Below are 19,160 nucleotides of genomic sequence, written 5' to 3' on the forward strand. Positions count from 1 at the left end.
GATTTATATCATTCCCTAAAACTATAACATCATTTATTTTAGTACTAAAGAAACAAAGAATGTCAAAGATAGTCATATTAGGTGCGGGTATTTCAGGCCATGTAGCCGCAGCGCACCTTCGTAGAAAGTTGATGAAACAACATGAGGTTTTAGTCGTTTCACCGAATAGTAATTATCAATGGATACCTTCTAATATTTGGGTGGGAATAGGTAGGATGAAATCCGAGGAAATACTATTTCCGTTACAACCCTTGTACAAGAAAAAGGGTATAGGATACAAGCAGGCGAAAGTTTCCACTTTTCATCCCGAAGGGGATAATGATACCGAAAAACCCTTTGTAAATGTGGAATATGTTGTTGGTGAAAAAAAGGGACAAACCGAAAAAGTTACATACGATTATTTAATTAATGCTACTGGTCCAAAATTGGCCTTTGATATGACCGAAGGGTTAAACCCGGGAACGAACAAAACCTACTCTGTTTGTACCTATACCCATGCCGAACATGCTTGGAGTGCTTTGAACGACTTGATTCAACAAATGAAGCAAGGTAAAAAAGTTAAAATTCTAATTGGCACAGGCCATGCAAAATCCACCTGCCAAGGAGCGGCATTTGAATATATTCTGAATGTAGAACAAGAACTGCGACGGCATAATGTACGTGATAAAGCAGAAATCGTTTGGATTGCCAATGAGGCAAAACTAGGTGATTTTGGCATGGATGGCATGCTGCTCAGCTATGGTAACAACATTATGAAGTCAAGCGAAATGGTAGAAATGGTATTCGAAGACCGTGGTATCAAATGGATTATCGGTGCCGGAGTTAATAAAATAGAAGATGGCCAAGCTCATTATGAAACGTTAGATGGTGAATATCATTCCGAAACCTATGATTTTGCTATGTTGATTCCCGCATTTTCTGGGCATGGTTTTAAAGCGTTTGATAAAAATAATCAAGACATCACAGAAAAACTTTTTAAAGGTTTTATGATTGTAGATGCCGATTACACACCAAAACCTTATGAAGAATGGAGTGTGCAAGACTGGCCTGAAACCTATCAAAACCCATCTTATAAGAATATCTTTGCACCTGGCATTGCCTTTGCCCCACCACACGCGATTTCGAAACCAAGGATTAGCAAAAATGGAACACCGATATCACCGGCGCCGCCACGTACAGGCATGCCATCTGGTATTACGGCTAAACTGGTTGCCGACAACATCATTGATGTCATCAACGGTGAAAAAGAATTAAATCATAAAGGTTCTATGGGCAACATGGGTGCGGCCTGCATCGCTTCTGCCGGGTATGGAATGACCAAAGGTAGTGGCGTCAGCATAACCACCTACCCTATCGTTCCCGATTATAACAAATACCCTGATACCCAAGGCCGAAAACTAAGCAAGACCTTTGGCGAAATCGGACTGGCTGGGCACTGGCTGAAATTAGCCTTGCACTATGCGTTTATTTATAAGGCAAAAATGAAGCCGTTTTGGTGGTTGATACCCGAATAGCCCATAATAAATAGTAGCCGCCTTAATAGTTAAAAAAATAAAAATGACACAAAGAATATCAAAAACTAAGCGCTTTTTTATGATGAATCCTATTATTCAATTTTTTAAGTTCATTTGGTTGAGCTTGAAAATATTGGTTATCGTAGCAGGAGGTCACGGGGGAACCCGTAAAGCGAAAAGTTAATATTTAGAAATCAATAGTATTAACGGTAAGCGGAGTAACAATTGGTGCGATACCCAGATATTTATTTTTCATCGAAATCGGTTGTTTAAGCAAATCTTCCTCCATTATCTACAAACCTCTGAAAACAAAAATGTATGCAGGGTTGATGGGCGGGTTTCTATTCTTTGCATTCCTAATCTCTCATAAAAAGTTTGCTGTTTTCGTTTCAGCATTGTTTGTTTGTTGTTATAGGCACTTCTGTGATGGGAGTGCCTTCTTTATGTAACCTAGGTTGCTGTATACGTCTTTATTTTGATAGAACTTGATACTACAATATAAAGAGTTTGCCATGAAACATTTAAAGAAAACAAGAAAAGCTATGGTAGTATTATCTCTACTATCGCTTAGTGTCTTTACGAGCTGCAGTAATGACGATACACCTTCGGTCGATCAGGAAAACATTTCTCTTACGAAAAAAGACAACGATGCCCTACAGTTTATGTTGGAGGAGGAGAAACTAGCGCGAGATACCTACGATTATTTAGATGGTTTGTACAACATCAATCAGTTTTCCAATATAAAACGCAGCGAACAATCACATATGGATGCTGTTATTAATTTATTGGAACAATTTGACATACCCTATTCCGTATTACCAGATGGGAAATTTATCAATAACGATATTCAAAAGCTCTACGACCAGTTTGTTTTAAAAGGCAAGATCGATAACATTAACGCGCTTGAAGTAGGTGCCACAATTGAAGATTTGGATATTGTGGATTTGGAAAAATATATGGCCGACCTGTCGAACAGTTCAATAATTAGCGTATTTGAATTCTTGCAATGCGGTTCGCGCAACCATTTAAGAAGTTTTACTTCGGCATTGAAAGCTTCCGGAATTTCATATACCCCGCAATTTTTGACAGCTGATGAATATACCTTAATCATAAACGATACCAACGAACAATGTGGTCGATAGTATTTTTGGAAAAGAAATTCTAAAATAATTTTATCGAAAAATTTTGGTTGATGAATAGCAGGCATTTCTTCAATTGAAAACATTAAAATGCAGTATTCATTGGTCTTGACTGACCTTAGTCAGCTACCGCTAAATAATGCACGGCTCTATTTGATTTAGTAATTACTATTGGTAAAGATGAACCTCAAACTGGTTCTCAAGTCCTTTTTAAATAACTCGGTAACATTAGTTACTGTGCAGTTCATTTTACCGCTCTAATTTTGTCTCAAATAATTAAAGAAGATGAAGTACAATATATTCTCAATCATATTTTTATTAGTGTTCTCGTTCACAAGGGCGCAACAAAGTGTACTGATTACCAAAGAAGAAGTTGTGGCCAAGGTAAGGGAGAACAACAATACTATTAAAATGTCAGAACAAGATGTTTTAGCTGCCTTGGGCGATTATCGGCAGACCAATGCCGTGTTGCTACCAAATGTGGGAATTTCACATACGGGTATTGCCACAACAAACCCTTTAATGGCATTTGGTTCTAAATTGAATCAATCTATTTTGACCGCAGGTGATTTTGATCCCACGCTACTTAATAATCCTCGACAAATCGAAGATTATGCTACAAGGATCGAAGTGCAGCAACCCCTGATAAATTTTGATGGCATTTTTCAACGTAAGGCCGCAAAAGCTAAATGGAATGCCTCCGAATTACAATCTGAGCGCACGCAACAGTATATCGCACTTGAAATCGATAAGGCCTATATGCAACTTCAATTGGCCTATAAAACCGTGGAAGTTTTGGAAAAAGCAAAAGAAGCCGCAATGGACAATAAACGCATAGCAGACAACAATTTCAAACAAGGCTATTTGCAAAAATCCGATATTCTTGCCGTGGAGGTAAGGGTCGGTGAAATTGAAAACCAATTACAGTATGCAAAGAGCAACATTCAAAATGCTTCCAATTATTTGTCGGTATTGATGAATGATTCCAGTTATGCAATACTACAACCTATAGATTCCCTAAAAGTTACTTCAGACGAAACGAACGTACAGCAACTTTCAGTGAACAGGGCCGATATTCAGGCTATGGCATCGGCCAGCAAAGCCTACCAACAAATGCATCAAGCAGATAAAATGAGCTTTTTACCCCGCCTTAATGCATTTGGTACTTATGAACTGCATGATGATGAAGTTTTTCAAGGGAATGCCGACGGTTATCTATTCGGAGCCGAACTGAAGTGGAATATACTGGAAGGTAGCAAGCGCTTCGGGAAAGCACAAAAGAGCAAAGCGGAATACGAAAAATCAAAATTACAACTCGAACAATATAAAGCGGAAAGTCAGGTAGAGCTGAATAGGGCTAAACGTTCGCTCCAAGATGCCAAAAACAACTTGGAGCTTACAGCCCTTGCCCTGGAACAATCTAAGGAATCACTACGCATACGTACCAACCGTTTTCAACAAGGACTGGAAAGAACAACAGATTTATTAATGGCAGAGACCCAGTACGCGCAAAAACAGTTGGAATATTACAGCACAATTTTTCAACACAACTATGCCCTGGCGTATGTGCAATTCTTGACCAAGTAACAAACGACTATATACTTTTTACCTAGTACTTAATTCTAAAATGATGAAAAAAAGAAATCACATAATAGCAACAGTTTTAACAATGACCCTTGTTTTGGCCAGTTGTGGAGAAAAAGAAGCAAAAATGGTTGTTGACAATTCTGTGGCAGTACCTGTTCAAGTGCGTGCAGTAACCGAAAATACAGAAAATTCATTTGTGACGGTCAGTGGTAAGATCGAGGCGGCAAAAAGTGCAAATATTAGCACTCGTATGATGGGGTATGTAGATAAAATTTACGTTCAGGTTGGTGACAAGGTCAAAAGCGGTCAACTCTTGTTGAGTGTAAACAACGCTGATGTCTCCGCCAAGTTGGCTCAGGTAAACGCTGGAATAACAGAGGCTACGGCGGCATATACCAATGCAAAGAAAGACTATGAGCGTTTTACAAGCCTGTTTAAAGAGAATAGTGCTTCACAAAAAGAACTAGATGATATAACGGCCAATTATAACATGGCCCAGGCGCGTTTGGAAAGTGCAAAACAAATGAAAAACGAGGTCAACGCACAATTGTCATATGCAAATATACGAGCGCCATTCAACGGAGTCGTTACGAACAAATTTATTAATGCGGGAGATATGGCCAACCCCGGAATGCCTTTGTTGGAAGTCGAATCTCCTGGAAAGCATCAAGTTTTGGCTATGGTACCGGAATCAGAGATTTTAGATATCAAGACTGATACCGAAGTGAACGTGGTTTTAAAATCATTGGATAAATCGGTCAAAGGCAAGGTGATAGAAGTCAGTACCTCGGCCAAGAACACAGGCGGACAATATCTAGTAAAAGTGATGCTCGAAGCCTCTGATGCCAACATTTTGTCTGGTATGTACGCTACGGTACAGTTTCCTGTGGAACGAAAAGCAAATGCAACTGCAGTTATGATTCCTACGGAAGCTTTGGTTGAAAAAGGCCAATTGACCGGCATTTATACTGTGAGTGAAAGCAATACAGCTCTGTTGCGTTGGATACGTTTGGGGCGCATTTTCGGGGATAAGGTCGAAGTGCTTTCAGGACTGTCTCAAGACGAAAAATACATTGTTTCCTCTGACCGAAAATTGTTCAACGGAGCCAAGGTTAACATACAGTAAAAAGAATCAAAAGATAACGAGCGGTTGCGTTAGGGATTGCAACGGATACCCCGCAATGTTTTTGACCTGCTTAAAGGTCAGAAATATGAGGAGTAGAAGTGAAAAGCCCGCCCGAACGGCCATATAAGATAAATAGCAATGAAAGAAGGATTAGCAGGTAAAATCGCCAAAATGTTCATAGGCAGCAAATTAACAGTGTTGTTGATGGTTGTTTTTATGGTCATCGGGGTGTACAGTTCGTTTTTGATCCCGAGAGAGGAAGAGCCTCAAATAGATGTGCCCATGGCCGATATTTTTGTAGGCTATCCTGGTGCGAGTCCTACGGAAGTGGAGTCGCGTGTGATAAAGCCTTTAGAGCAATTGATTTCGAATATCAAGGGTGTAGAATATGTCTATTCGACTGCCATGAAGGAACAGGGAATGGTTATCGTTCAGTTTTATGTGGGCGAAGATATTGAACGCTCATTTGTAAAATTGTACAATGAAATCAATAAGCACATGGACGAAATGCCGCAAGGTGTCACCTTTCCGTTGGTAAAAACCAGGGCAATTGATGATGTGCCGATGTTGGGCCTCACCTTATGGAGCGAAAATTATGATGGGTACCAGTTAAGCCAAATGGCACAGGAGCTGGAAAGTGAGATCAAGAAGGTGAACGATGTGGCGGTTACCCATAAAATTGGTAATCAAGACCGTCAGCTACGTGTGGTTTTAGATAAGGATAAATTGGCGGCAAGCGGATTGGATTTTTTATCGGTTTCTGAAATGATCAAGGCCAACAACGCTCAATTGAGCTCCGGTAGTTTTGATAAGAACGATACGGAGTTTTTGGTGAACACAGGCAGTTTCTTGGCATCGGTAACCGATGTTGAGAATCTTGTAGTCGGTGTGCAACAAAATCGCCCCATATATTTAAAGCAAATTGCCACTATTATTGATGGCCCTGAAATTCCACAAAGTTATGTTTCGTTAGGTTTTGGGCAGGCGAGTGACAAGGTTACCGATTATAAATCTGAATACCCTGCGGTTACGATTTCCGTGGCAAAAAGAAAAGGTGCCGATGCCATGAAAATCGCAGATATCGTCATCAACAAGGTTGACCACCTACGTAGTACTTTGATCCCTGATGATGTGCACGTTGAAATTACCCGAAACTATGGCGAAACGGCTTCACATAAAGTTTCAGAACTACTGTTACACCTTATAGGATCAATCATTGCCGTAACCCTTGTGGTTATGCTGGCGATGGGCTGGCGCGGTGGTTTGGTGGTATTTTTATCGGTTCCTATTACGTTTGCGCTGACGCTATTGAGCTACTATATGCTCGATTATACCCTAAATAGGATTACTCTTTTTGCTTTGGTTTTCGTCACCGGTATCGTAGTAGACGACTCGATTATTATCGCCGAAAATATGCACCGGCATTTTAAGATGAAACGCTTGCCTTTTAAACAAGCAGCATTGTACGCCATTAATGAGGTAGGTAACCCGACAATTTTGGCCACATTTACGGTAATAGCCTCGGTATTGCCCATGGCATTCGTATCTGGATTAATGGGCCCGTATATGGCTCCAATGCCTATTGGCGCATCGATTGCCATGATTTTGTCATTGTTCGTCGCTTTGACCATTACCCCCTATTTGGGCTATATTTTCTTAAGGGAAAAAGACAAACCAGGGAAAGAAGAGAAGCCGCAAAAACCTTTGGAAGACACTTATATCTATAAAGTTTATAACAAATTTGAGAGACCGCTTATTGAGAATAAAGGAAAACGTTGGTTGTTTTTAGGATTGACATTTTTGTTGCTCATGGGCTCAATGGTATTGTTTTTTACCAAATCTGTAGCCGTAAAAATGCTGCCTTTTGATAACAAAAATGAATTTCAAGTGGTCATTGATATGCCCGAAGGTACTACTCTTGAACGTACGGGAGTGGTGACACAAGAAATTGCGCAGTACCTGTCTACACGACCGGAAGTGGTGAATTATCAAAACTATGTGGGTACCTCCGCACCGATAACCTTCAACGGATTGGTTCGGCATTATGATTTGCGTGGTGGAAGTAATATGGCGGATATTCAAGTGAATCTAATTGATAAAGGCGAGCGTTCTGCCCAGAGCCATGATATTGCTAAATTGCTTCGACCTGATATTCAAAAAATAGCGGCCAAATACAATGCCAATGTAAAATTGGTCGAAGTTCCACCAGGACCTCCTGTTTTATCTACCATTGTGGCAGAAGTCTACGGACCTGATTATGAGGAACAAATGAGGATTGCCAACAGTGTTCAAGACATTCTAAAAAACACCGAAGATGTTGTGGATATCGACTGGATGGTAGAAGCGGACCAAATCGAATTTCAATTTGAAATCGATAAGGAAAAAGCGATGTTGTACGGTGTTGCGCCGCAGCAAATTGCCTACACAATGAATATGGCATTATCCAACAGGGCCATTACCAATTTATATGATGAGGATGCTACCGACCAAGTTGGCCTGGTGTTGGCTTTGGATGAAAAGGAAAAATCTACTATCTCCGACATTTCTCAATTGAAAGTCACCTCTAAACAGGGGAATATGGTGCCGATATCAGACTTGGTAAATATCAAAGAAACTACAAGCGCTAAAAGTATTTACCGTAAGAATCAAAAGCGAGTGGTGTATGTAATGGCAGATATGGCCGGAGAATTAGAGAGTCCGGCTTACGCGATTTTGGGTATGGAAGAAAAGCTCAAAGAGATTGCCCTACCACAAGGGTATTCCATAAACGAGATGTATTTAGGACAGCCCGATTTTGAAGATGACTATACGGTGAAATGGGATGGGGAATGGCAAATTACGCTAGAGGTATTCAGAGATTTAGGAATAGCCTTTCTAGGAGCCATCATCTTGATATATATTTTGATCGTAGGATGGTTTCAAAACTTTAAGGCCCCGATTGTGATGATGGTTGCCATACCCCTATCATTGATAGGAATTATTTTAGGGCATTGGATCATGGGTGCGTTTTTTACCGCAACCTCTTTTATTGGAATGATTGCCCTGGCTGGCATTATGGTGCGAAATTCTGTATTGCTCATCGATTTCATAAACTTACGACTTGCCGAAGGTGTGCCCATAAAGCAAGCTGCTATCGAGGCCGGTGCCGTACGTACAACTCCCATTTTATTGACCGCTGGAACCGTAGTTATAGGCGCATTCGTCATATTATTCGACCCAATATTTCAAGGTTTGGCCATTTCGTTAATGGGCGGAACTATTGTCTCTACCGTATTGACTTTGTTGGTGGTGCCCTTGGTCTATTATATGATAGAACGAAAGAAGTATCCTGAAACCGGAGTTTCAGAAATAGCAGATAAGAATAAAGACTAAAAAAAGATAAAATGAAACTACTAATCGTAACGGTCGTAGAACAATTCGAAAAGGAAATTCTACGGCTTTTTAAGAAAGCGAATATCGAGAGCTTTAGCGGTTCAGATATTGATGGCTATAAAAATACAGCCTCAGTGCTGCGGACCGCAAGTTGGTTCCCCAGTGAAAATAACGGTGTGGAATCTAGTATGTTCTTCTCCTTTACCGAGGATGAAAATATTGATACGCTTTTTGGGCTTATCAAAGAATTCAATCAAAATTTGGAAACCAACAACCCTATAAAAGCGGTCGTTGTACCTATCGAAAGATTTATTTAATCCCCTAAAATATAATAGTATGATCAATAGATATATCCGGGCAATTGCTGGCAGCTTTATTATTATTAGCGTTCTTTTAGCGATTTACGTAAATATAAACTGGTTATGGTTCACGGTATTTGTAGGCGCCAACCTTTTACAATCTGCTTTTACCCAATGGTGTTTGATGGAGAAATTTCTACATAAACTAGGAGTTAAGAAAGATGGGGACAGCTGTTCCGTTTAGTTGTTCCCCAAATTAGTTTTGAGAAAATCTTTATTACTTGCCTGGCAATATCTTCGTCGTTTACCTTTGAAGAAATATGTCAGACCACTGCTCCACCCATGATTATGGAGATAAGGTCGGTTAACTATAAGAAAGCAAAGCCCATTCCTAACAACTACGAGGTCGATGCCATATATTGGCGTCCCTTATTTTGACTATTTTAAAGTACTGCGCTGAAAAAAAAGAGTTGATGGTTGCCTTCCTTGAAACTCAAAAGAGGAACCCTTCCATAGCTTTCCATTTTTTTAACCAAATCACCATGGAACCATTTTCTTAGAAAGCCTTGGCCTTCCCGTTCAAGCATGACCATCAAATCGGCATTGACCTTACCAAGATAAAGGCGTAGTGATTCAAAAATATCTTCTGAAAACAATAATTCGAAGTCCATTCGCTCGTATGTAACTTTAGACTGCAACATCTCTTTGAACCATTCCATCTGGGTTTCCCCGTCATACTCTTCCTTTGTTGAAATATGTACTATTTTTATTTCAGCTTCCAATTTTTCGGCCATTTCTGCCAACTTGCGTATAGCGAATATATCTTCTTCTTCAAAATCGGTCGCATAAACAATAGTCTTGATGGGCATATGTTGGGCATCTTCGGGTATGGCGAGTATGGGACAGGGCGCTTTTTCTATCAAATGTTTTGCTATGCTTCCCATTAGCAGTTCCTTAAGTGCACTCTCACCCTTCATACCAACTACGATCATTTGGGCATGCCATTCTTCCGCCACTGAAATAATACCTTTTACAATAGATCTGTTCTCAACCGCATGCAGCTGTATTTTCGTAGTATTCCAATCGCCACCTAAATGAGCTTCACAAAACTCTTCTAATTTAGAACGGTGCATCTTTGATGCACTTTCACCAAGATATAGCGATGGATCGATGAACCCCTCCGTATCAGAGGGCTGTGGGTTATCAAATACATGGGTTACTACCAAACGCATATCTAGTTGCGTGCTCATTTGAAAGGCATATTTAAATGCTGCAACTGAATTATCAGAATAGTCGGTAGCGTACAAGATTGTTTTCATGGTTATATAGCTTTGGAGTATATATTCAAAAATACAAGCCCTTATCGCCGTAACAAATGACCCTTGTCATATTTCAATTATTTTTTTAATCATGACAGAGGTCATTAATCCCATGGCAACATCTATATACTTTTGTTGTACGAAATCAATAAAGTTCAATAAATATGAGAGATTTTAGAAACAGGCCCAAGGACAACTACATTAATGAAGCCGATTGGCAAAAATTATATGTACTAACAGAAGATTGGAAATCAAATCTTTTATTTTATAACGATGACCTAAAATTTTTGCTTCATCTCATCGATAAATATTTCATGTGGATATCAAGAAAAGAGAACATTGATATGGTTCGGGAAATTGAAGTCGGTCTGCTTAAATTGGATAATGAATGTAGTTCATTGTTGAATCTGACAAATAAGCATTTGCATCATTTAGGGGAGTTGATCGATAATCCTTTTGTATATGATTCACATAAATTTAGAACCGAACATGAACAGCTTGAAGATAAAATAGCTAATTTCGTTAAGGACTGCAGGAAAAATCGAAAAGAAGTTTTTACTATTACCGAGTATCTGATCGATGGTGAGGAAATGGTGCGCAAATTAAATTTGGTCTCAAGATAAATGAATATACGATATATAGGGATATCCCTCAATTCACAATGACAAACATCGTATCATGAAGCTCTGCGATGTTCTTTAATGAATATGTATATTTTATAATCTCTTTTATCGCAATTACCGTCACTGCATTGCAATTTTGAACATTTTAAGTCATCCAAATGAAAAACCTTAGAAAAATAATAAATGAAATTACTGAGCTAACTTATACCATTGAAACCAAATACCCTGAGCTCTATCGTTCTTTGGATGAAAACCCAATGACCTTACCAGTTTCCAGTCACCCGCATATTGATAAAAAGGTCATGCAAGAGTATCTAGAAAGTTTAAAGCAATTGTTAGAACATCATATGGAAACCCATAAGAACAATACGAATTAGTTGTTTTAGAATTAAAATCATGGGAGAAATCGCAGCATCAAATAGGCAAATCACACTGTTCTATAGTTCTAAATCCTCAAGGGCAAAACAAACTTTGGTGGTAGCCCACCATATTATGAATCATCTCGGTAAGTAATACTGTTTTACCAACCCCTGCACCACCAAATAAACCTGCATTACCACCGTGCTGTAAGGGTACCATTACATCGATAGCTTTTATTCCTGTTTCAAAAATTTCAGATTTTGTCGACCGTTTTGCCAACGGGGGTGGTAGTTGGTGTATACTATTACGGGGCATTTCCGGTAAAGCTTCTCCGTGGTCAATGGTATTACCAAAGACATCGAACATACGGCCCATTATCTCTTTTCCTACAGGAACGGATAACTGTCCACCATCTGTTTCCGCCTTCATACCCCTTGCCAAGCCTTGTGTTGGAGTCAAGGCTATACCCCTAATCCTATGGTCATCTAACTGCGATAATACCTCAATAGCAATCGTATTATCCGGCCCGGTATGTATTAAAGTATTTATTGATGGCAAATCACTATCGAACCAAATATCTACCACACTTCCCTGCACGGCAACGACTTTGCCGAAAATAGATGTACTGTTATTAATATTTACGTCCCTTGCCATACTTCTATACTTGTAAATGAAGTGGTAAAAGTATTGCGCTAGGGTACCAACAGAAATGACCTAGGTCATGGAAGAAAAAAAATAGTATGACCTAGGTCATTTCCATTGATATAGATTCATCGGACATTCGTATTCAGAAATCTTGGTCAAAAACGACCCTTTAAAAATATTGTGATGAAAAATTACATACGCCACTTTAACGAAATCGACATTAACGATGTACCAACCGTAGGAGGAAAAAATGCTTCGCTCGGAGAAATGTTTCAAAAGCTGACCACTAAGGGAGTACAGGTTCCCGATGGCTTTGCAACAACTGCGGAAGCGTACTGGCACTTTTTACAAGAAGTGCACATACAGGATGAAATTTTTGGTCTTTTGGCAAAATTGAACACCAAAGATTTTTCCAATTTAAAAGAAATTGGTGCCGCTGTACGGAAAGCTGTTTTAGGAACAGAACTTCCTGACGACATTAAGGAGGCGATTGAAAAAGGATATGATGCCTTATCTAAAAAATACAAAGGCGATATTTCATTAGCGGTACGAAGTAGTGCTACCGCTGAAGATTTGCCTACCGCAAGTTTTGCGGGCCAACAAGAAAGTTATTTGAATGTAAAAGGTAAAGAAGAACTTGTTGACGCCTGTAAAAGATGTTACGCATCACTATTTACCGATCGCGCAATCAAATATAGGGAAGACAATGGTTTTGACCATACAAAAGTAGCCCTATCCATTGGTATACAAATGATGGTGCGTTCAGATTTGGCAGCTTCCGGAGTGAACTTCACCCTCGATCCCGATACGGGTTTTGACCAAGTGGTAATGGTCTCCAGCATATATGGCCTAGGCGAGAATATCGTACAGGGAAGCATTAATCCCGATGATTATTTTGTCTTTAAACCCAGTCTAAAAAATGGCGTTGAACAGCCCATTATTTCTAGACGTTTGGGCAGTAAAGAAAAGACCATGGTCTATGACCAATCAGGTAGCGGTACCATTAACCTTGACACTCCCATGGAAAAACAAGAAAAATATGTACTTACCGATGCTGAGGTGGTAAAACTAGCCCAGTGGTCATTGATTATTGAAGACCATTACAAACGCCCAATGGACATTGAATGGGCAAAAGATGGGCAAACCAATGAACTTTTTATCGTTCAAGCTCGGCCAGAGACCGTGCAAAGTGCCAATAAGAATAAACTAAAAATCAACACCTATACACTATTGAAAAAGGGTAAGGAAATTACTCGCGGAATGGGCCTAGGCAACAAAATATCATCAGGTAAAGCCCGTATATTGCATAGTCCCGAAGAATCGGATAAACTGCAAAAAGGTGAAATATTGGTAACAGAGCGCACCAATCCTGATTGGGATCCAATTCTTAAAAAAGCGGCAGGTATCATTACAGACCAAGGCGGACGAACTAGCCATGCCGCTATCGTTGCCCGTGAAGTAGGTGCGGCTGCAATAGTAGGGAGTAACAATGCTACAAAAGTGATTCAAGACGGACAGGAAATTACCATTTCTTGTGCAGAGGGAGATACAGGTATAGTTTACGATGGTCTTTTAGAATGGGATGAAAAAGAAGTGGACCTTTCGATCTTAGGAAAACCAAAAACCCAGCCTATGCTCATTTTGGCCGATCCAGACCAAGCGTTCAAATTCTCGTTCTACCCTTCTGAAGGAGTCGGTTTGATGCGGTTGGAATTCGTTATCAATAATTCCATTCAGATTCACCCTATGGCATTGAAACATTTTGACTCGTTGAAAGATATTGCCGTTAAGGAAAAAATTCAGAAGTTGACCCACCACTACCCTGACAAATCTGATTATTTTGTACATAAATTGGCTGAAGGCATTGCTACAATTGCTGCAGCCTTCTATCCTAAAGATGTTATAGTTCGAACCAGTGATTTCAAAACCAACGAATATGCCAACTTAATAGGCGGTACAGAATTTGAACCCATAGAATCAAACCCAATGCTGGGCTTCAGGGGTGCTTCACGATACTACAATCCCAAATACCAAGAAGCCTTTGCCTTAGAATGTAAGGCATTGAAAAGAGTACGGGAAACCATGGGGTTGACCAACGTAAAAATCATGATTCCCTTCTGCCGAACACTAAAAGAAGCTGCAAAAGTTGTAGCGGTTTTAGAAAATAACGGTTTGAAACGAGGTGAAAATGGACTTCAGCTTTATATGATGACCGAAATACCTAATAACATCATTTTAGCAGAACAATTCGCTGAATTCTTTGACGGATTCTCCATTGGCTCCAACGATCTAACGCAATTAACATTAGGGGTAGACCGTGATTCTGAATTATTGAGCGACATCTTTGATATCAATGATATTGGAGTTAAAAAGATGATTGCAATGGTAATCGAATCTGCACATAAAACCCATACCAAAATTGGACTTTGTGGTCAGGCTCCGAGCGATTACCCAGAGTTTGCCCAATTTCTCGTAGAAAAAGGTATCAACTCCATATCCTTTAATCCTGATGCGCTGATTTCAGGAATTGAAAACATTAATAGCGCAGAGAAAAGCAAAATCGAATTTGGTATGGCAGAAAGTAGTAACTGAACCGATTTAATTGGGCAGATTAAAAACAAGAATATGGGATTTTTAGAAAACAATTTGATACCGAGTACGCATGGTATGGTCTTCACAATCAATACCGAAAATGAGAAAGACAGGCAAAAAGTGAAACAAATTTTATCAAAAATGCCTGAAGTTGAGCATGTAAAGTTCAATACAGCGGTGTACCCAAATGAAATGTCTGTAAACACCAATGAAGTACTTACGGTAGAAGAACTACAAAAAGCGCTGATACCTCACCGTTTTCATGCACTGCGAAAAACACTTACGGGGCTTTGAACCCCACCCAGGGTAATTTGTGTATCTAATAAATTAAAAAATGAAAATAGCAATATTCAACATCCATAATTGGGAAAGGGAATATATACAAAGTGCCAACAATGGTAGGCATACCTTAAAAATGTTCGAGACCTACTTATCATCCGATACAGTAGATTTAGCAAAAGGGTGTGATGCTATATGCATTTTCACCGAAGACAATGCATCGGCACCAATCTTAGATAGGTTGCATGAACTTGGTGTTCGATATGTGGCCTTGCGTTCGGCAGGCTTTAATAATATTGATGTGCCGCATGCCCAGAAATTGGGTATTCGTATGGCCCGGGTACCCGAATATTCGCCCTATGCCATTGCCGAGTTTACGGTAGGGGTCATGCTTGCGCTCAACCGAAAATTGGTCCGTACACACTACAGAATCATGGAAATGAATTTCTCTCTGAACGGACTTGTGGGTTTTGACATGAATGGCAAAATAGTGGGTATTATCGGTACCGGTAAAATCGGTCGTGTAGTAGCAAAGATTTTACATGGATTCGGTTGCAAATTATTGGCCTATGATATTGTTGAAGACCCTGATTTAATTGAAAAGTATGGTATTACTTATACCGACTTAGATGCGCTTTGTAAGCAATCTGATATTATAACCTTACACTCGCCCCTAATTGCGGAAACGCATCATTTAATCAATGAAGATAGAATTTCGGGCATGAAGAAAGGCGTTATGTTGATCAATGCTGGCCGTGGCGGATTGGTAAATACACAAGATGTTATTAATGGACTCAAATCTGGTCAAATAGGCTATTTCGGAATGGATGTCTATGAGGAGGAGAAGGGCCTTTATTTTGAAGATCATTCCGAAGACATTCTTCAAGACGATTCTATGGCCCGGTTAATGACGCTCAGAAACGTTTTGATAAGCAGTCATCAGGCATTCTTGACCGATACGGCTCTCCAAAATATAGCTAGGATTACTTTTGAAAATTTAGATTGCTTTGAAAAAGGAGAAGTCTGTTCAAACGAAATTAAATAAATTTCGATTTAGCAAATGTCCATACGTTTTCTAAAACCTGATTTTTAATATAAAACTTATTTTAAATTCTATAATCATGATAGAACAACTTGAAAAATTCGACAACAACGTCTTGGCCATTGAAGTTATCGATGGTTTTACGGAAGCTGATGAAAAGCTTTGCCAAAAGTTATTTGACAAAAAACTCGAACAGGGGTTCGACCAGATTAACGTATTGGTAAAGCTCGATGAGATGAAAGTATCAAATAGTAGTACCAAAGCTTTTTTTGAAGACACACTTTGGTCCCTTAGAAATTATAAAAAATTAGGGCACTTGGCCATTGTAGCCCACACCAATATTCTGAAAGCATTGATTCCTATAGATAATATTTTCTTCGCAAGGGCAAGTAAGGGGCGACAAGAGCGCTATTTTGATGTTTCACAGATGGATGAAGCTAATGCCTTTGTCAATCCTGACAATAAAAACGATTAAAGTCTCAGGCCAAGAGTTTGAACTGAGAAATAATATTTTAAGAACAATTTGAATGGGAAAACTAATCTTGGTAAGACACGGAAAAAGTCTATGGAACGTAAAAAACGTATTCAAGGGTTGGACGGATATCGATTTGGCATCGGAAGGAATCGAAGAGGCTAGAAAAGCCGGACAGCTCATCAAATCAAATCTTATTGACATCGATATTTGCTTTTCTTCTTATCTAAAAAGAGCTATCAGAACGGCATGGATTCTATTGGAAACTGCGGAAATGATGCATGTTGACTGCCGTTACAGCTGGAAACTGAACGAAAGGCATTATGGTGATTGGCAAGGAAAGAATAAAGATGAAGTATTAAAAGATGTTGGTGAAGAATACTTTTTGAGTGTTCGAAGAGGCTACGACACCCCCCCTCCTAGCCTTTCTACAGATGATAAACGAAATCCGGAATATGATTCGAATTATAAAGCTTTGGATGTCTCCGATCTACCTTTGGCCGAATCGTTAAAGGACACTTCCAAAAGAGTCGTTAATTACTTTTTTGAAGCCATCGCCCCTGAACTGGCCAAAGGTCGAACCGTATTAATTTCCGCTCATGGAAATTCCTTACGTGCACTTATTGAATATTTAGAACATATATCATCTGACGAGATTGCTAAAGTAGAAGTAGCCACGGGTGTACCGCACATGTATGAGTTCGATGGCAAACTGAACGTAATAGAACATTACCAATTAAAATAAGACAAACAAACTAGTACTAAAAATTCTCAAAATGGCCCGCATCATCACACTTACCGTAAATCCGGCAATCGACAAAAGTACTGCTGTAGCAGGAATTGTCCCTAATACAAAGTTACGATGCACTGAACCGACCTACGATGCCGGGGGCGGCGGCATTAATGTATCCAGAGCCATTCATAAATTAGGCGGCACTTCACTTTGCACCTACTTTGCAGGTGGTCCGTCAGGAGATTATTTAAAACAACTTTTGAACGAGCAAAATATAGAACAAGCGGTAGTTTCTATTGCGGGATGGACACGTGAAAACTTGGCGGTTACCGATACAACCACCAATCAACAGTACCGATTTGGAATGCCCGGCCCGCCTATTAGGGAAATAGAATGGCAAAGCGCGCTTAAGCAATTGGAAATACAGCTCAACAAAGGAGATTATTTAGTAGCTAGCGGAAAGCTGCCCCCCCAAATACCAGAAGATTTTTATGAAAAAGTAAGCCACATAGCCGAAAAGAAAGAAGCACGTTTTATTCTTGACACTTCTGGCGAAGCACTTATGAAAGCTTCTAAATCAAAAATTTATATGCTCAAACCCAATTTAGCCGAATTAGGGGCGCTGTGCGGGGTTTCCTCTATAACGGACCTAGAACTAAAACCCTTAACCAAACAATTTTTAAAAAATCATGATTGTGAAATTCTTGTAGTCTCCTTGGGACCGAAAGGGGCCTTGCTGGTTACTAAAAACGAAACGGTACATGTTCCTGCTCCTGTAGTTCATCAAAAAAGTACGATTGGCGCGGGAGACAGTATGGTGGCCGGAATGGTTATGAGCCTTATATGGGGCAAACCATTAAGCGACATGGTCAGGTACGGCGTGGCATGTGGCACAGCGGCCACGATGCATCACGGCACTCAGCTCTGCATTAAAGAAGATGCAGACAAGTTATACGAATGGATAAAGGAGCAAAATCCCATTCTAGAAACAAATTAAAGCACAAGCAATGGAACTTGAAAAATATTTAAAAGAGGAAACCTCATATCTGTTAGATCACGTATGTGGCACCATAACAAAAGATAAAATTAACCTTCCGGGACCTGATTTTACAGATAGAATCATGATACCATCCGATAGATCGAACCGAGTTTTAGGCAGCCTCCAACAGCTTTTTGATCATGGTAGACTTTCGGGTACGGGCCATCTTTCGCTTTTGCCGGTCGACCAAGGCGTAGAACATTCTGCAGGGGCCAGTTTTGCCCCGAACCCGGAGTATTTTGACCCAGCGAATATTGTTAAGCTGGCGCTAGAAGGTGGTTGTAATGCAGTGGCCTCAACCCTTGGCGTACTTGGGGCAGTTTCGCGTAAATATGCCCATAAAATTCCTTTCTTGGTTAAATTGAACCATAACGAGTTACTTTCGTACCCCAACACCTTTGATCAAATCTATTTTGCCCAAGTAGAACAAGCCTGGGACATGGGTGCGGTAGCCGTAGGGGCCACGATTTATTTTGGCTCCCCAGAATCCGATAGACAAATACAAGAGACCAGCAAGGCCTTCAAGCGCGCGCATGAATTGGGCATGGCCACTGTTCTTTGGTGCTACCTCCGTAATGACGCCTTTAAAACGGATCAGGATTATGCCGTTAGTGCCGATTTAACCGGACAGGCAAACCATCTTGGCGTAACCATTGAAGCCGACATTATCAAACAAAAACAACCAACAAATAATGGTGGTTTTCTTGCCCTCAAAAATTTTGGGAAAACTAATGAATTGGTGTATAGCAAACTGACAACAGACCACCCAATTGACCTAACTCGATATCAAGTAGCGAATTGCTATATGGGCCGTGCCGGACTTATCAATTCGGGTGGCGCTTCTGGCAAAGATGATTTTGCCGCCGCAGCACGTACCGCGGTAATCAATAAAAGAGCGGGCGGCATGGGGCTTATTTCCGGCAGAAAGGCTTTTCAAAGACCCATGAAAGAAGGTGTCAAACTATTACATCTTATTCAAGATATCTATTTGGATAATGACATCACGATAGCCTAAGACA

19 protein-coding genes are annotated in these 19,160 nt (G+C 40.0%); 17 read left to right on the forward strand and 2 right to left on the reverse strand.

Features of this window, described 5'->3' with window-relative positions; all coding sequences use genetic code 11:
* Positions 1-59: 59 nt before the first annotated feature.
* From BLS33_RS02610 to BLS33_RS02640, 8 genes are all read left to right on the forward strand, one after another.
* Entirely contained in the window at positions 60-1,514 is a 1,455-nt protein-coding gene (locus BLS33_RS02610; RefSeq protein ID WP_089884966.1) for an NAD(P)/FAD-dependent oxidoreductase, read from the forward strand.
* A gap of 43 nt (positions 1,515-1,557) precedes the next feature.
* Positions 1,558-1,698 (forward strand): hypothetical protein, encoded by a 141-nt coding sequence (locus tag BLS33_RS24760; protein WP_176801306.1) that lies wholly within the window; start codon positions 1,558-1,560, stop codon positions 1,696-1,698.
* Positions 1,699-2,026: 328 nt separating this feature from the next.
* Positions 2,027-2,656, forward strand: a complete 630-nt coding sequence (locus BLS33_RS02615; RefSeq protein ID WP_089884968.1) for a ferritin-like domain-containing protein — start codon at positions 2,027-2,029, stop codon at positions 2,654-2,656.
* A gap of 282 nt (positions 2,657-2,938) precedes the next feature.
* Entirely contained in the window at positions 2,939-4,240 is a 1,302-nt protein-coding gene (locus BLS33_RS02620) for a TolC family protein (protein WP_089884970.1), read from the forward strand.
* Between the two features lie 43 nt (positions 4,241-4,283).
* Positions 4,284-5,366 (forward strand): efflux RND transporter periplasmic adaptor subunit, encoded by a 1,083-nt coding sequence (locus BLS33_RS02625; RefSeq protein WP_089886183.1) that lies wholly within the window; start codon positions 4,284-4,286, stop codon positions 5,364-5,366.
* 138 nt (positions 5,367-5,504) lie between these two features.
* Positions 5,505-8,738 carry an efflux RND transporter permease subunit gene (locus BLS33_RS02630; protein WP_089884972.1) on the forward strand — a complete coding sequence of 1,078 codons (3,234 nt, stop codon included), beginning with the start codon at positions 5,505-5,507 and terminating at the stop codon, positions 8,736-8,738.
* Positions 8,739-8,749: 11 nt separating this feature from the next.
* Entirely contained in the window at positions 8,750-9,055 is a 306-nt protein-coding gene (locus BLS33_RS02635; protein ID WP_089884974.1) for a hypothetical protein, read from the forward strand.
* Positions 9,056-9,074: 19 nt separating this feature from the next.
* Complete coding sequence (locus BLS33_RS02640; RefSeq protein WP_089884976.1) at positions 9,075-9,281, forward strand: YgaP family membrane protein; 207 nt, start codon at positions 9,075-9,077, stop codon at positions 9,279-9,281.
* A gap of 199 nt (positions 9,282-9,480) precedes the next feature.
* On the opposite strand, the gene BLS33_RS02645 is transcribed toward BLS33_RS02640, so the two are convergent.
* The gene (locus BLS33_RS02645; RefSeq protein WP_089884978.1) at positions 9,481-10,356 is read right to left on the reverse strand and encodes a universal stress protein; all 876 of its coding nucleotides are present in this window, start codon (positions 10,354-10,356) and stop codon (positions 9,481-9,483) included.
* A gap of 164 nt (positions 10,357-10,520) precedes the next feature.
* Here BLS33_RS02645 and BLS33_RS02650 point away from each other — a divergent pair, with 164 nt between their 5' ends.
* Both BLS33_RS02650 and BLS33_RS02655 read left to right on the forward strand, forming a co-directional pair.
* Positions 10,521-10,979, forward strand: coding sequence for a hypothetical protein (locus BLS33_RS02650; protein ID WP_089884980.1), 459 nt, complete (start codon positions 10,521-10,523; stop codon positions 10,977-10,979).
* Positions 10,980-11,137: 158 nt separating this feature from the next.
* Positions 11,138-11,356: a hypothetical protein gene (locus BLS33_RS02655; RefSeq protein ID WP_089884982.1), complete on the forward strand. Its 219-nt coding sequence runs from the start codon at positions 11,138-11,140 to the stop codon at positions 11,354-11,356.
* A gap of 76 nt (positions 11,357-11,432) precedes the next feature.
* On the opposite strand, the gene BLS33_RS02660 is transcribed toward BLS33_RS02655, so the two are convergent.
* Positions 11,433-11,993 (reverse strand): F0F1 ATP synthase subunit beta, encoded by a 561-nt coding sequence (locus BLS33_RS02660; protein ID WP_245731254.1) that lies wholly within the window; start codon positions 11,991-11,993, stop codon positions 11,433-11,435.
* Between the two features lie 174 nt (positions 11,994-12,167).
* On the opposite strand from BLS33_RS02660, the gene ppsA reads away from it, so the two are divergent.
* From ppsA to BLS33_RS02695, 7 genes are all read left to right on the forward strand, one after another.
* The gene (ppsA, locus tag BLS33_RS02665) at positions 12,168-14,576 is read left to right on the forward strand and encodes a phosphoenolpyruvate synthase (RefSeq protein WP_089884984.1); all 2,409 of its coding nucleotides are present in this window, start codon (positions 12,168-12,170) and stop codon (positions 14,574-14,576) included.
* A gap of 33 nt (positions 14,577-14,609) precedes the next feature.
* On the forward strand, positions 14,610-14,870 hold the full coding sequence (locus tag BLS33_RS02670; RefSeq protein WP_089884986.1) for a hypothetical protein: 261 nt from the start codon (positions 14,610-14,612) through the stop codon (positions 14,868-14,870).
* 40 nt (positions 14,871-14,910) lie between these two features.
* On the forward strand, positions 14,911-15,900 hold the full coding sequence (locus BLS33_RS02675) for a 2-hydroxyacid dehydrogenase (RefSeq protein WP_089884988.1): 990 nt from the start codon (positions 14,911-14,913) through the stop codon (positions 15,898-15,900).
* A 76-nt stretch (positions 15,901-15,976) separates the two neighbouring features.
* Positions 15,977-16,372: a SpoIIAA family protein gene (locus tag BLS33_RS02680; RefSeq protein ID WP_089884990.1), complete on the forward strand. Its 396-nt coding sequence runs from the start codon at positions 15,977-15,979 to the stop codon at positions 16,370-16,372.
* Between the two features lie 52 nt (positions 16,373-16,424).
* Complete coding sequence (locus BLS33_RS02685) at positions 16,425-17,114, forward strand: 2,3-bisphosphoglycerate-dependent phosphoglycerate mutase (protein ID WP_089884992.1); 690 nt, start codon at positions 16,425-16,427, stop codon at positions 17,112-17,114.
* A 31-nt stretch (positions 17,115-17,145) separates the two neighbouring features.
* Complete coding sequence (locus tag BLS33_RS02690) at positions 17,146-18,099, forward strand: 1-phosphofructokinase family hexose kinase (RefSeq protein WP_089884994.1); 954 nt, start codon at positions 17,146-17,148, stop codon at positions 18,097-18,099.
* Between the two features lie 10 nt (positions 18,100-18,109).
* The gene (locus BLS33_RS02695) at positions 18,110-19,156 is read left to right on the forward strand and encodes a class I fructose-bisphosphate aldolase (protein WP_089884996.1); all 1,047 of its coding nucleotides are present in this window, start codon (positions 18,110-18,112) and stop codon (positions 19,154-19,156) included.
* Positions 19,157-19,160: the final 4 nt, after the last annotated feature.

The organism is Kriegella aquimaris (genome assembly GCF_900103215.1).
Lineage (GTDB): Bacteria > Bacteroidota > Bacteroidia > Flavobacteriales > Flavobacteriaceae > Kriegella > Kriegella aquimaris.

Excerpts from the sequence above, each read along its gene's own strand:
- BLS33_RS02610 (WP_089884966.1), top strand. The coding sequence starts at position 60 with ATGTCAAAGATAGTCATATTAGGTGCGGGTATTTCAGGCCATGTAGCC.
- BLS33_RS24760 (WP_176801306.1), top strand. The coding sequence starts at position 1,558 with ATGACACAAAGAATATCAAAAACTAAGCGCTTTTTTATGATGAATCCT.
- BLS33_RS02615 (WP_089884968.1), top strand. The coding sequence starts at position 2,027 with ATGAAACATTTAAAGAAAACAAGAAAAGCTATGGTAGTATTATCTCTA.
- BLS33_RS02620 (WP_089884970.1), top strand. The coding sequence starts at position 2,939 with ATGAAGTACAATATATTCTCAATCATATTTTTATTAGTGTTCTCGTTC.
- BLS33_RS02625 (WP_089886183.1), top strand. The coding sequence starts at position 4,284 with ATGAAAAAAAGAAATCACATAATAGCAACAGTTTTAACAATGACCCTT.
- BLS33_RS02630 (WP_089884972.1), top strand. The coding sequence starts at position 5,505 with ATGAAAGAAGGATTAGCAGGTAAAATCGCCAAAATGTTCATAGGCAGC.
- BLS33_RS02635 (WP_089884974.1), top strand. The coding sequence starts at position 8,750 with ATGAAACTACTAATCGTAACGGTCGTAGAACAATTCGAAAAGGAAATT.
- BLS33_RS02640 (WP_089884976.1), top strand. The coding sequence starts at position 9,075 with ATGATCAATAGATATATCCGGGCAATTGCTGGCAGCTTTATTATTATT.
- BLS33_RS02645 (WP_089884978.1), bottom strand. The coding sequence starts at position 10,356 with ATGAAAACAATCTTGTACGCTACCGACTATTCTGATAATTCAGTTGCA.
- BLS33_RS02650 (WP_089884980.1), top strand. The coding sequence starts at position 10,521 with ATGAGAGATTTTAGAAACAGGCCCAAGGACAACTACATTAATGAAGCC.
- BLS33_RS02655 (WP_089884982.1), top strand. The coding sequence starts at position 11,138 with ATGAAAAACCTTAGAAAAATAATAAATGAAATTACTGAGCTAACTTAT.
- BLS33_RS02660 (WP_245731254.1), bottom strand. The coding sequence starts at position 11,993 with ATGGCAAGGGACGTAAATATTAATAACAGTACATCTATTTTCGGCAAA.
- ppsA (WP_089884984.1), top strand. The coding sequence starts at position 12,168 with ATGAAAAATTACATACGCCACTTTAACGAAATCGACATTAACGATGTA.
- BLS33_RS02670 (WP_089884986.1), top strand. The coding sequence starts at position 14,610 with ATGGGATTTTTAGAAAACAATTTGATACCGAGTACGCATGGTATGGTC.
- BLS33_RS02675 (WP_089884988.1), top strand. The coding sequence starts at position 14,911 with ATGAAAATAGCAATATTCAACATCCATAATTGGGAAAGGGAATATATA.
- BLS33_RS02680 (WP_089884990.1), top strand. The coding sequence starts at position 15,977 with ATGATAGAACAACTTGAAAAATTCGACAACAACGTCTTGGCCATTGAA.
- BLS33_RS02685 (WP_089884992.1), top strand. The coding sequence starts at position 16,425 with ATGGGAAAACTAATCTTGGTAAGACACGGAAAAAGTCTATGGAACGTA.
- BLS33_RS02690 (WP_089884994.1), top strand. The coding sequence starts at position 17,146 with ATGGCCCGCATCATCACACTTACCGTAAATCCGGCAATCGACAAAAGT.
- BLS33_RS02695 (WP_089884996.1), top strand. The coding sequence starts at position 18,110 with ATGGAACTTGAAAAATATTTAAAAGAGGAAACCTCATATCTGTTAGAT.